The following is a 13,523-nucleotide window of genomic DNA, read 5'->3' as shown; positions in this document are numbered from 1 at the left end:
TAACTCATTAGTTGCCTTAAGTGATAGCCACTTTTAATGTTAAACCCTGATAGACTCGTGCTATCAGGGTTTTATTATTTATTAGCGTATTATTTATCAACGTATTATTTATCAAAGTGTATTAAAAACAGGAGCGTTATGCTAAAAGGCATTCACCATGTGGCCATCATTTGTGGCGATTATCCTCGCTCAAAAGCGTTTTATACCCAAATATTGGGGCTAAAGATTATTGCCGAAAATTATCGTCAAGCGCGCGATTCATATACCCAATCAACTTGAAGATACGTGTTTCAGAGCTTCACCGTGTTTTCAATACTAGGCGCGTTAATGCGGTAATGTAGGTACCTTATAAATTAGCGCAACAACGTAATGGGAACACGGTGAAACTCCCAGAGGGCAAGTTTTACACGCGTTTATGCAGCGTTATTGATTTTGGAAAGGGAACAACCATTACCCGCAATCAATGCCTTGCCTAAACGCGTGTAAATTCTTGCTGAAATCGAGCATCTTCAGGTTGATTGGGTATAACTTAGACCTTGCCTTGCCAGACGGTAGCCAAATTGAGCTGTTCTCGTTTAATGGTGCCCCACAAAGACCGAGCTTTCCTGAGGCGCAAGGGTTACGACACCTAGCCTTCAACGTCGACGATATCAATCAAGTGGTACAGTATTTACAACAACATGGTGTCGAGGTTGAGCCTATTCGAGTCGATGAGTACACCCACAAGCAATACACTTTTTTTAGCGATCCTGATGGCTTGCCATTAGAGCTATATCAAACGGCTTAACAGGCTTTCTTCCCAGGTTACCATTCAACTTTTTACTCTCTCATTCCGCTCATATTTACGCTGCTGATGTCATTTTTGGCAGCGTGCTTGAGTGCTTTCGTGTCAACGTTATCTTTACCTTGTTGTTAATTATCATCAGTTGCAGCGTAAATACACTCCTAAAATTACAATCTTTACACAAATGATAATGATTTGCATTTGCGATCTTTATTGTATTTATGTAGAGTGCGTCACATAAACAAACTTTCATAAACGCTAATTAACCTAAACCCTTATTCCGAGTTTAGGTTAATGAATAATAGGATGATGTTAGACATGAAATCGAACAGTTACAGTAAGTTGTCGTTAGGTGCACAGGCCGTTGCCGCGGCATTAGTGTTTGGTTGCCCAGCAGTTTATGCCGCTGACACCACTAAAGAAACTTGCGATAAGGATATTTTAGCCAACTGTAAGCCAGCAGAAACTGACGAGTCTATCGAGCGCATTCGTGTACATGGTGTGCAAAATTCGGTTTACATGTTTAACAGTTCGGCCGACAAACGCCGTTTGGCTGAGTTAGTCGATACGCCACAGGTTATTACGGTATTAACCCAAGACCAAATTCAAGAATCAGGCAACACCGACTTAAAAGACATTTTGTCAGCCCAGGCGGGTGTAACATTAGGCACCGGCGAAAACGGTAATGCTTTTGGCGATCGTTATATTATTCGTGGCCACGAAGCGCGCAGCGACGTGTTTGTTGATGGCCTTCGCGACCCAGGCATGACAACCCGTGAAAGCTTTGCTACTGAGCGCGTTGAAATCACTAAAGGCCCAAGCTCAACCTTTGCTGGGCGTGGTTCATCAGGTGGTGCCATTAACAGCGTCACCAAAAAAGCCTCAGTAGCGTATGACTTTGGCCGTGTCGATTTAGGTGTAGGCACTGACGACCATAGCCGTATCACCATTGACTATAACTTACCGCTCTCTGAAAAAGTTGCAGTACGATTAAATGGTTTAACCGCACAAGAAGACAAGCCAGGCCGCGAAGGCATTAGCAGCAAACGTGAAGGTGTGCAGTTATCGGGTGTGTATGAAACCACCGATGCACTGACATTCACCGCCGACGTTTACCACTTAAACGCAGAAGACGTGCCCGATTTAGGCAGCTACTTTGATAAAGATACCCGTAAGCCATTAGAAGATATTCCGGTATATGCACAAGACGGTGACTTTTTAGACTCAGAGGTGACCACTTTTACCCTGCGTACTGAATACGAGCTTAATAGTGACATTACCCTGTATAACGCGACTCGTGTGGGTCATACCGAAAACGGCTACATTACAACCGGTATGAGTGGAAGTACTCGTGCCGATACCGATGCAACCGCGCCAGGTGTTGATACGCTGAAATTAAGTACTCACCAGGGTAATCAAGATGTTGACTACTTTAGCACCCAGCTCAATTTATTCTGGAACACCAAAATCTTTGGCTTTAACAACAAGCTAGTCTTTGGTTTGGAATACACTGACGAAAATGTCGATAACGGTGTGTATAACATTACCAAAAACAATCCAACAAACTGTTCTACAAAAGGGAGCAGCAGCGTGTCTGAGTCGTACTGTATTATCGATGGTAATGGTAATACCGTTGATAATATCAGCCAGCTTATAGGGTACAGTTATGTAAAAGGCGAGTCAGATGCCATCTTCGACATCAAAACGGTGGCGGCATACATGATGGATAACGTTGAACTGACAGAGCAACTGTCGATGTTTTATGGTTTAAGACTCGACAGCTTCGACTACAGCAACCAAACCAGCAAGACCTTATATGAATATTCAGACACCATGTATAACTTCAACTTCGGTTTGGTTTACGACCTGTCTGAAGATGCCAATATTTATGCTAACTACAGCACGGCAACCAACATTAATGGTGGCGAGTCTGACTTAGGCGGCAACTGTGGTTATGGCGGTGTTTGCGGTACTGAAGATCAAGCCAGTGAAGCCGATGCTGAAATCGTAGAAAACATTGAACTTGGTACCAAGTGGATGTTGTTTGACGATAAAATGATGTTCTCAGCGTCGATTTTCCAAATTACTAAAAGTGACGTGATGGAAAGCGTTGGCGACAGTTATACCACCCTCGGCACGCTAAACACAGGTGAAAACCGCGTTAAAGGCATCGAGTTTGGCATGGTGGGTAACATTACTGACGAGCTAAGCATACAATTCTCGGCAGCCAAAATGGACTCTGAAGTGTTGGAGTCTTATGATCCCGCTAACGTCGGCTTGACGTTAAGTAACTTTGCCGACGAAAGTGCGTATTTGCAATTACGTTATCAGTTAACTGAATCATTTGTTATCGGTGGCAGCTACACATATCAGAGCAACATGTTCGGTGGCCAACCAGATACTGCCGCAGGTTACGACGCCACCAACGAGCGTTACAGTATTGAAGTACCTAGCTATCAAGTCGTTGATTTATTTGCCAGCTACAATGCCACTGAAGCCTTAACATTCCGCTTAAATGTGGGTAACGTAATGGACGAAGAGTATTGGACAGCAGCATACCGTTCGGGTGCATTTATGTACCTGGGTGATGCGCGTAATTCGAGACTGTCGATGACATACGAATTTTAATCGAGTGATTTGCCGTTAACACCAACGCTTAACTTCCCGTTAAGCGTTGGTTTTTTGATTTTGGAAGCCATACTTATCCGCATTAGAATGTGCTCTTTTAGCGAAAGTTATCAGTGTGGTATTCGCGGCAGCCTTTTGAGGGCATAGTGCGCTACGTTAAGAAAGGCTAACAAAGAAGAACGCGCTGATAAATTCGCCCTTCGGGGCTGTGTCACAACCCTCATTACTGCTTCAAATGACTTTGATGTAGATGACTATACCTACAGTCATTTTCATTGTACTGAGCCTAGTGACAGAGCCTAAAATAGATCACATTCTAATAAGGATAAGTACAGTGGTTGTTATAGAAAAAGTGCTCAATCAAGAGCAAGTCAGCGCTTATCGTCAGCAGCTAGCGCAATGTCCCTGGGGCGATGGTCGTCAAACGGCAATGGGCATGGCTGCGTCTGTTAAACAGAATCATCAAGCTGATGCGCAAGACGCAAAGGTGCAACAACTGGCTAATCAGTTATTAGCACGTATTGGTGACACGCCTAAAATTGTGTCAGCCGCGTTGCCGCATAAAATTTTCCCACCGTGTTTTAACCGTTACAGTGAAACTGAAGAGTACGGCTACCATGTCGACGCCGCCATTATGCGTATTCCTAACACTAGCGAGGTCATTCGCAGCGACGTGTCGATGACGGTTTTTTTAAGCGAACCAGAAGAATACGACGGCGGTGAATTGGTTATCTCTACCGAGTTTGGTCAGCAGCAAATTAAACTGCCGGCCGGGTATGCAGTGGTGTACCCATCAAGCAGTTTACATAAAGTTACCGCGGTTACTCGCGGTCAGCGGGTTGCAGCTATTACCTGGATGCAAAGCATGGTGGCAGATTCAAACTTACGCCAAACCTTATATCAGCTTGATCAAACTATTCAAAAGCTGATTAACGCCAATAAAACCGATCGCGCTGAATTAGACAATTTACACAATGTGTATCACAACTTAATTCGGCAATTTACCCAGTTGTAATCCTAATAAAAAAATGGCGTATATTCATATGAATATACGCCATTTTATATTTTGTGATCAGTGAGTTGCTTTTAGATAAACTCGACCGAGATAAGCATGGCCTAATACACTGGACCGTTAGCATTAAAATCTGCAAAAATCCCATCTAATGTTATGTCTTTCCAATACTTTATCTGTTGTTATCTGTGTGCTTTTTTTATAGATAATATGGCTCACAAAAATATCTTTGGTGCATCGTGATACGACAAGGCGACAACATCGTACAGCCTTAAAAGTGAATAGATAAGGCTTTACTGTGTGATTCTGATTACGCTAATCTTCAAGTCAAACAGCGCGCATGAGTGCTGCATAAGGAGGCTGCATAAGGAGATAGTGTGAGCTCAACTGAATCGATTAATAATACATCCTCAAAACTGAAATCACTTCTATCGGGTGCGTTAGCGGTGATGCCATTAACCATTGCCGTCATCCCCTGGGGAATTTTAGCCGGTTCATTCGCATTAGAAGTTGGCCTAACCGCGGTAGAAAGCCAAGCCATGTCGGCCATTATTTTTGCTGGTAGCGCGCAATTGGTCGCTCTAGGCATGATAAAAGCGGGTATTGGTATCGGCAGCATTTTAATTACCACCTTACTTATTACCTCAAGGCATTTATTGTATGCCATGGCCATGCGCAGCCAAATTAGTCCGTTACCCCTTAAATGGCGCCTAGGACTGGGCTTTTTACTCACCGATGAATTATTTGCTATCTCTAACCAGGCCCATGGCGGCGATAAGCCCGCACAACATCAGTTTGATCGTTGGTACGCGCTGGGTGGGGGGTTAACCTTCTATCTCGGTTGGAACATTGCCACGTTATTGGGCATTGTTGCGGGGCAATCAATTGATAATTTGGGTGAACTTGGGCTCGACTTTGCTATCGCCGCCACCTTTATTGCCATTGTGGTGCCAACAGTAAAAAAACCATCGATATTAGTGTGCGTGTTGGTGTCACTCACATTAGCGGTCGTGTGCGCCGTGTTTGCGATTCAAGCAGGGCTACTCATTGCCGCCATTTCGGGCATGGCAGCGGGTATGGCTTACGCTAAACTCACTAACGAAGGCGGTGACAATATAGCCAGCGAGCAAAAGGAAAAGTCTTTATGATTTGGTTGATTATTTTGTCGATGGCCGCGGTTGTATTTGTTAGCCGGCATTTATTATTAGAGCCTAAAATCCCGATTCGGTTAAGTAAAAACACCCTCATTTTTTTAAGTTATTCAGCACCAGCAGTATTAACGGCCATATTAGCGCCTATTGTCTTTGTACCACACGGTGAGCTGGCCATTAGCATACATAATCCTTATTTAACCTGTGCGCTGGTGGCCACGATATTGGCTTACGTTACCCGCAATACCTTGCTTACCACGGTATTAAGCATGGGACTGTTTTTCTTTTTGTATTAACCCTAACCCCATTGATGATTCTCAATAATTGTTAACTGACAATCGGCGCCGCAATAGATTAGAATAAGCGCCATATAATGGATCATTAGAGTGAAATCATGCACGTACACATTTTAGGGATTTGTGGCACTTTTATGGGCGGTTTAGCCTTACTTGCCCGCGCAATGGGCCATAAAGTGACCGGCAGCGATGCCAATGTTTACCCTCCAATGAGCACCCAGTTAGAACAACAAGGCATTGAGCTTATTCAAGGCTTTGACCCTGCACAGTTAGGTAAAGAAGGTGAAAATCAGCCAGATCTCGTGGTCATTGGTAATGCCATGAGCCGTGGAAATCCGTGTGTAGAAGCGGTATTAAACCGTGGTTTGAAGTACACATCAGGGCCGCAATTTTTATCAGAACATATTCTACCAAACCGTTGGGTATTGGCCGTAGCGGGTACCCATGGCAAAACCTCAACGTCAAGCATGTTAGCCTGGGTGTTAGAGTATTGCGGCTACGAGCCAGGATTTTTAATTGGTGGTGTTCCGCAAAACTTTGGCGTGTCCGCACGCCTTGGCAATACTCCCTTTTTTGTGGTGGAGGCCGACGAATACGACAGTGCCTTTTTTGATAAACGCTCCAAATTTGTTCATTACCATCCGCGTACTCTAGTGATCAATAATTTAGAATTTGATCATGCCGATATTTTTGCCGATCTGGCTGCGATTCAACGTCAATTTAATCATGTTATTCGTACCGTGCCAGGCGAGGGTAAAGTAATTTGGCCACGCGACGTTGACGCCGTTAAACAAGTGATTGATATGGGCTGTTGGAGTGAGCAAGAAACCTATTCTAAAGTAGCCACAACAACTGAACCAAGTGGCTGGTTTGCACGTACTATTGCCGATGATGGACACGAGTTTGAAGTGTTATTTAACGGGGAATCTCAAGGCATACTAAACTGGACATTAATTGGCCAGCACAATATTGAAAACGCCATAATGGCTATTGCCGCAGCCCGTCATGTAGGCGTAGCGCCAAACCATGCAATTGAGGCATTAGCGCAATTTAGTCCGCCGAAACGTCGTTTAGAATTACTCGATACTGTCAACGGTGTTGCAGTGTATGACGATTTTGCTCATCATCCCACAGCCATTGCCACAACCTTACAAGGCTTACGAGCCAAAGTGGGGATTGATGCCAACGCCACGGGTAAAATTATTGTGGTGCTAGAGCCACGCTCAAACACGATGAAAAGCGGTGTACATAAAGACACACTAGCCAATTCAATGGCGTTAGCAGACGTGGCTTATTTGTATCAGGCAGACAATATTGGCTGGGACATTAATGCCAGTATGGCCAATGCGCCAATCCCAGTGACGGTTTATCACGACATTGAAGACATTATTACTAACGTAGCCAATACCGCCCAAGCAGGCGATACCGTGGTGATTATGAGCAATGGTGGCTTTAACGGTATTCACCAAAAAATGATTAAGGCTTTAGCGTAACTGTTTGAGCCGCAAGAGGATACAAGATGGCCTACGCCAAAAAAGCCAAAGCAATTAGTCTCGCCTGGACCGGCGCATCTGGTGCGCCTTACGGTATTAAATTACTTGAATGTTTACTTGCTGCCGATTACCAAGTGTTTTTAATGATATCAAGCGCCGCGCGGGTAGTGTTAGCGACAGAGCACGGTTTGCAGCTCAGTGCCAATCCAGAAAAAGCCAAAGCGCAGCTCGAAGCACAACTGCAGCATAACGACCAACCGCTTAAGGGTGAATTGGTTGTTTTGGGTAAAGATGAATGGTTTTCGCCGCCAGCATCAGGCAGCGCCGCACCAAAACAAATGGTGATTTGCCCGTGCTCAACCGGTACGTTAGCGGCTGTGGCGACCGGAATGAGTAATAATTTGCTCGAAAGAGCAGCAGACGTGGTAATAAAAGAACGGGGCCAATTGATTCTTGTTCCGCGTGAAACTCCGTTTAGTGCCATACACTTAGAGCATATGTTAAGCCTAACGCGTAACGGTGCGACCATCATGCCAGCGGCGCCAGGCTTTTATCATAATCCCCAATCGGTAGAAGATCTGGTAAACTTCATGGTTTCCCGAATCCTTGATCACTTAGGGATAGAACACGACTTAACGAGTCGCTGGGGATACGGACACACCCAGCCAAACGACATCGACAATTGAGATATTTATGAAGCACACAATTGAAATGATGATTTCTGAACAAGAAATCAATAAAACCCTCGACCAGCTAGCTGAGCGTATTAATGCACATTATGCCGACAGTGAGCGCTTATTAATGGTTGGCCTTTTAAAAGGGTCTGTCGTGTTTATGGCCGATTTGTGTCGTCGTATTAAAGGCCATGTCGAAATCGATTTTATGTCAGTGTCGAGCTACGGCAATAGTATGAACAGCTCGCGTGATGTCAAAGTGCTTAAAGATGTGCAGTCAGACATTGCAGGCCGTGACGTATTAATTGTAGAAGACCTTATCGACTCGGGTAACACCTTAAATAAAGTCCGTGAAATGCTCTTACTGCGTGACCCAAAAAGCTTAGCGCTATGTACTTTACTAGACAAACCAGAGCGCCGCGAAGTAGACGTCTATGTCGACTTTATCGGCATTACTATTCCCGACGAATTCATTGTGGGCTACGGTATCGACTATGCAGAGCAATACCGCAACTTGCCTTACATCGCTAAAGTGGTGCCATTAGATTAATACAACCACTGGTATACACTCCCGCTATAGGCGGGAGTTTTGTTTTAAGTGTCTAAATATTTTTGCGTCTTTTTCATTTTTATAACGTCTTTAGCAGTACGTAATAAGAAGTGTTTAATTCGCAATTCATGGATTAGAGGTATGACAATGAGTAACACCAACAATGCATTGGTGATCGAAAACCTTAAAAAAACCTATAAAGGCGGCGTACAAGCTGTTAAGTCGATCAGTTTGACGGTAAAACAAGGTGATTTTTTTGCTTTGCTTGGCCCTAATGGCGCAGGTAAATCGACCACAATCGGTATTATCAGCTCATTAGTGCAAAAAACCTCTGGCACAGTGTCAGTGTTTGGATTTGATATAGACAAACAGCTTGAACAAGCAAAATTGTGTATTGGTTTAGTGCCGCAAGAATTCAACTTCAATCAATTTGAAACCGTACAACAAATTGTGATTAACCAAGCAGGCTATTATGGCGTCCCTAAAGATGTTGCCATAGTTCGTGCAGAAAAGTACCTCACTCAACTTGACCTCTGGCAAAAGCGTCACGCCCAAGCACGCGAGTTATCGGGCGGCATGAAACGCCGTTTAATGATTGCCCGCGCATTAATGCACGAACCTAAATTGCTAATACTCGATGAGCCAACTGCCGGCGTAGACATTGAACTGCGCCGTTCAATGTGGGAGTTTTTAAAGCAAATCAATCAACAAGGTGTGACCATTATTTTAACCACTCACTACCTTGAAGAAGCCGAAATGCTGTGTCGTACTATTGGTATTATCGACACCGGTTTGTTGGTGGAATGCACCACCATGAAAGCTTTGCTCAGTAAGTTAGATGTTGAAACCTTTATATTCGATTTACGTCGCGATCTAGACGTTGCGCCGCAATTAACCAACATGAATTGCCGCCTAACCGATCCCCATACATTAGAAGTCGATGTGGCCAAAGCGAACAATATTAATGAATTATTTACCCAGTTAACCGCCGCCAATATCGAAGTGTTATCAATGCGCAACAAAGCTAATCGCCTAGAAGAGTTGTTTGTAGAACTGGTCGAAAAAGCCAAGGAGTCAAAATAATGAATCGCCTGTATTTTGTGGCCTTTAAAAGCATTTTAACCAAAGAGATTAATCGTTTTACCCGTATTTGGGTGCAAACGTTAGTGCCGCCAGCCATTACCATGACATTGTATTTTCTTATTTTTGGTAACTTGGTTGGCAGCCGTATTGGTGAAATGGGCGGCGTAAGCTACATGGAATTTATTGCCCCAGGTTTAATCATGATGTCGGTGATAACCAACTCATATTCTAATGTGGCATCGTCGTTTTACAGCGCCAAGTTTCAACGCAACATTGAAGAAATCATGGTCGCGCCAGTACCGCATTACGTATTAATTGCCGGTTATGTGGGTGGCGGTGTAGCGCGTGGTTTGTGTGTGGGCTTAATTGTGACTGTCGTGGCTATGTTATTTGTCAATATCACCCTTCATCATGTTGGCCTTGTCATATTAACCGTATTTTTAACTTCGGTACTCTTCTCATTGGGTGGGTTAATCAACGCGGTATTTGCTAAAAGCTTTGACGACATCAGCATCATTCCGACCTTTATTTTGACGCCACTGACTTATTTAGGCGGGGTATTTTACTCGTTATCGCTATTGCCTGAATTCTGGCAAGGCGTGTCGGGGTTAAACCCAGTAGTCTATATGATCAACGTATTCCGTTATGGCTTCCTAGGCTTCGCCGACATTAGCGTGCCACTGTCTATTGCTATTATGGTGGGCTTTTGTGTCAGCTTATGGACACTGGCTTATTATTTAATATCGCGCGGGATTGGATTAAGAAGTTAAGTCTTACAATAGCTAAACCGCTCACAAACCGGTTGTGACAATCTACGTGTAAAAGGGCTCGCAAGAGTCCTTTTTTGTGGGTGGTGTTTAGAAAATATTTACCTTGTAGGTTAATTCATCGGCGGGCTAATGATCGCTTTTAACTGTAATCACCCCCAGGGTCTCAACCGTGTTTAAAGCGAAGATGTTGGCTGCTCTGCGTCAGCGTGAACTCATCATTGCAGACGCCAATAACCTCATCAATAAAACATGGTGCGTATACAGTAAGGCCTGTTTGTATAAAGCATAAACAGTGATGGAATATCTCGGGCATTACATCCGCAAAGGTATGATGCACGAATCACGGTTAAAGCAGGTTACCGCTAATATCATCGATATAAGCTATGTTGATGATCGTGATATTCAACGCAAAATCATGCAACTGGCACCCGATGAGTTTATCCGGCGTTACCTGTTGCATGTGCTGCCCAAAGGCGTGATGCGGATAAGGAATTTTGGTTTTTTGGCTAACAGTTGTCGACGTAAAAAGTTAAGCCTAATTCAACAACAAATGCCAACCAAAGCCCTTAAAGACATCAAGATTACTGAGACGTTAGGACATTGGTGTTGCCCACAATGTGCCAATGGGCGATTAATGTTTATGGGGCTGGTACCACTGCTGACCATGTTAGCGCGAGAGGCGAAGCTGAGGTTGTCAGGTTAATCAGAGAAAGTCGGGCTGTCAGTTATAAAAGTAAACTTAGCCAACATTCAGTTGGGTGAGGCAGTCAAACACATCCTCAAGTGGACAAATCAGAAAATAGGACGATGAAAGAGCAATGATAAAAGATGAAGAATGACAAAACCTACCTTAAAAGGTGTAACCAGAACAGACAATTAGCCGAAAGGTTGTACAAAATACCACTACCGAAAAAAAGCAAATTCCTATAGCATAAAACATACCGATTAATTTGGATGTGGCATCGGCCAAGTCCAACAAGCGATTTATGCCTTGCAAACTGCGCAACGCATAAATACTAAAACGTTATGCATCTTAAGGAGTGTAATTTTGGCAAAGAGTTCCAAGCCAAGGAAGCGAAAATTAGCCAGACCAAAATTTAGAAGGTTAAATGAAGAAGAGCTACTTTTTCGAAGCCAAGCAAAACAATATTTTCGAGTCTTAGACTTAACAATGGATGTATCCCAAAATCAGCACAGTATAGATACCGATGGTAGAGGGGTTCGAGCTGTAAAAATATTTACAAGGCAAACTTTGTCAGCAATGAGTTTGAGCAGTATTTTACCGAATTTGTCAGCCGATAAAGATCCAGATGTTGCGTTATGGGATGTGAGCTCTATTGCATCAATAACTAGAAATATACTCGAAACATATTTGGCAATATTTTACTCCGGAATAGAAAATATTTCTGATGAAGAAGCTGAACTTCGCTTTTTTATTGGTCAGTTGCATAGAAATCGGGAGTGGTATCTCGTTCATAAAAGTAACATTTCAGGTATTGAAACCTTAAATAAGTTTGAGGAGGGAATGAAAGAGCAAAAAGAAAGGATAAAAGCTCATTCTTATTTGATTAATCTTACTCATGCCCAAAAAAACAAGGCCTTAAAAGGTGATGAAATATACTACACAAAGGTTGATTTTGAGGAAAAAGTTAGTATCTGTAGTGAGTTAAGAGCTGAGTATCAATTACTTTCAAATTTCGTACATCCACTACCTCTGTCAATTGAAAGAATAGATAATGACAGAGGTAGAGGAACAAGTAACATATATGATATTAGCTATAGTTTAGGTTGTATCGAAATAGCCACGAAGTATTTAGCAGCATCAACTCTTGGCATAATAGATCACTTTCCTGATCAGCTTGGTAAAATTTTTGATAATAAAACAAAACCTATAAGAGAGTTACTTTTAACAAACGAATTTAACAAGTCAAGTCAAGGGACGCAGTAAAGCTACGCCCCTGCTTGAGGCGTTAACTGCCTTTTTAAAATTGGTGCTGTGGTCTAATTGGTTAAGATACCTGTCGATTACTTTTTTATATTAAAGCAGGAGGTTGAGGTTCGAGTCCTCACGGCACCACCAATTAAGGATAATTATGGAAAGTGAAGGTTTAAAGGTTTTCGTGAAATCTGTAGGCGACGCAGTGTACTCGTTAAACACTATATGCGTTGGGTTAGACGCGGTGTCAAAAGGTAATGTAGAAAAACCAGATGATTTAACTATTTCATGGGAAAGTAATGATTATAAGCAATCCGCTATTAGTGCGAGAAGCTTTGCGGTCAGATCTGCTTTAGTTTTTGTTGAAGAAGCATTGTTAGAATATTTCAAATACATAAGCAATTGCCCAGATCAACCAGCTAAAATTCTATCAGCAGTTACAACCGATGGCGCAGCTAAAAAAGTAGAAAAGCTTTCCTCCCAAGTATCGAATCTAGAACTTTATTGGGCACCTATTGTAACGCTGCTGGTACGATGGAGGAATCAAGTTGTTCATAATAGTAATACATCATTGTCACCAGCATTTCGGAAAATATTAATTGAGAACTCTGTTACTATTAGTCAGCGTCACGCGGCAATCGATATCTCTCAAACATTATCCAACTTTGATTCCAGAAAAATAACTCTGAAAGATTTTACAACAATGATAGCGGTAACTATTAGGTATGTGCGTCAGTTAGATGCCGAACTATCGCCAAACATCAAATCTACCGAATTCTTACGTAATCAACTAGTAAGTAGAGATTTGGTTGCCGATTATAAAAATGTTATTGGTGTAAATGGCATTGATAAACAAAAAAAGAAGTTTGATGGCTTTATTAAATCTAATTTTCCATCGTTAATTGGTGCTCAAAGTGACACTCTATTTGAAAGTAGGTTTGATATATTAGAAAACAAATAGCTTATGAGTCATAGGCAGTTAACAAATAAGGATAGGCCGCGCGAAGCCGCGTCCTAATTAACATGGCCATATATGGACGCTCCCGGTGAGTCAAGATAATACTCTGCTCACCGAAGGCTTTTTGGCCTTAGTTTTCTGTACAACATTCTCACTCTTATCGTTGCTTTTGATGCGCTCATTTACCG

At 42.8% G+C, this 13,523-nt stretch carries 12 protein-coding genes, 1 tRNA gene and 2 pseudogenes; all 15 read left to right on the top strand.

Going from position 1 to position 13,523, the window contains the following annotated elements; genetic code table 11:
• The first annotated feature begins 138 nt into the window (after positions 1-138).
• Positions 139-279, top strand: coding sequence for a VOC family protein (locus ACROAE_RS19185; protein WP_432405359.1), 141 nt, complete (start codon positions 139-141; stop codon positions 277-279).
• Positions 280-523: 244 nt separating this feature from the next.
• Positions 524-787: pseudogene (locus ACROAE_RS19180) on the top strand (VOC family protein); the annotation flags it as partial.
• 315 nt (positions 788-1,102) lie between these two features.
• Positions 1,103-3,412 carry a TonB-dependent receptor gene (locus ACROAE_RS19175; protein WP_432405354.1) on the top strand — a complete coding sequence of 770 codons (2,310 nt, stop codon included), beginning with the start codon at positions 1,103-1,105 and terminating at the stop codon, positions 3,410-3,412.
• A 334-nt stretch (positions 3,413-3,746) separates the two neighbouring features.
• The gene (locus ACROAE_RS19170; protein WP_432405351.1) at positions 3,747-4,427 is read left to right on the top strand and encodes a Fe2+-dependent dioxygenase; all 681 of its coding nucleotides are present in this window, start codon (positions 3,747-3,749) and stop codon (positions 4,425-4,427) included.
• A 374-nt stretch (positions 4,428-4,801) separates the two neighbouring features.
• Positions 4,802-5,572, top strand: coding sequence for an AzlC family ABC transporter permease (locus tag ACROAE_RS19165; RefSeq protein WP_432405346.1), 771 nt, complete (start codon positions 4,802-4,804; stop codon positions 5,570-5,572).
• Positions 5,569-5,871: an AzlD domain-containing protein gene (locus ACROAE_RS19160; protein WP_432405340.1), complete on the top strand. Its 303-nt coding sequence runs from the start codon at positions 5,569-5,571 to the stop codon at positions 5,869-5,871. The genes ACROAE_RS19165 and ACROAE_RS19160 overlap by 4 nt, the downstream gene beginning before the upstream one ends.
• A gap of 98 nt (positions 5,872-5,969) precedes the next feature.
• A complete protein-coding gene (gene mpl, locus ACROAE_RS19155; RefSeq protein WP_432405338.1) occupies positions 5,970-7,364 on the top strand; it encodes a UDP-N-acetylmuramate:L-alanyl-gamma-D-glutamyl-meso-diaminopimelate ligase in 1,395 nt (464 codons plus the stop codon).
• Positions 7,365-7,390: 26 nt separating this feature from the next.
• Positions 7,391-8,050, top strand: a complete 660-nt coding sequence (locus ACROAE_RS19150) for a flavin prenyltransferase UbiX (protein ID WP_432405336.1) — start codon at positions 7,391-7,393, stop codon at positions 8,048-8,050.
• 7 nt (positions 8,051-8,057) lie between these two features.
• Positions 8,058-8,588: a hypoxanthine phosphoribosyltransferase gene (gene hpt, locus ACROAE_RS19145; protein WP_432405334.1), complete on the top strand. Its 531-nt coding sequence runs from the start codon at positions 8,058-8,060 to the stop codon at positions 8,586-8,588.
• 147 nt (positions 8,589-8,735) lie between these two features.
• A complete protein-coding gene (locus ACROAE_RS19140; RefSeq protein ID WP_432405332.1) occupies positions 8,736-9,671 on the top strand; it encodes an ABC transporter ATP-binding protein in 936 nt (311 codons plus the stop codon).
• Positions 9,671-10,441: an ABC transporter permease gene (locus ACROAE_RS19135; protein ID WP_432405329.1), complete on the top strand. Its 771-nt coding sequence runs from the start codon at positions 9,671-9,673 to the stop codon at positions 10,439-10,441. Before ACROAE_RS19140 ends, ACROAE_RS19135 begins: the two co-directional genes overlap by 1 nt.
• Before the next feature lie 160 nt (positions 10,442-10,601).
• A pseudogene (locus ACROAE_RS19130) lies at positions 10,602-11,144 on the top strand (transposase); the annotation flags it as partial.
• A 345-nt stretch (positions 11,145-11,489) separates the two neighbouring features.
• Complete coding sequence (locus tag ACROAE_RS19125) at positions 11,490-12,389, top strand: DUF5677 domain-containing protein (protein ID WP_432405326.1); 900 nt, start codon at positions 11,490-11,492, stop codon at positions 12,387-12,389.
• A 42-nt stretch (positions 12,390-12,431) separates the two neighbouring features.
• Positions 12,432-12,521, top strand: a tRNA-OTHER gene (locus tag ACROAE_RS19120).
• 13 nt (positions 12,522-12,534) lie between these two features.
• Complete coding sequence (locus tag ACROAE_RS19115) at positions 12,535-13,338, top strand: hypothetical protein (protein ID WP_432405323.1); 804 nt, start codon at positions 12,535-12,537, stop codon at positions 13,336-13,338.
• Positions 13,339-13,523 lie beyond the last annotated feature (185 nt).

The organism is Shewanella sp. MF05960 (assembly GCF_050849305.1).
GTDB lineage: Bacteria > Pseudomonadota > Gammaproteobacteria > Enterobacterales > Shewanellaceae > Shewanella.
This window is presented reverse-complemented; position numbering and strand designations above follow the sequence as displayed.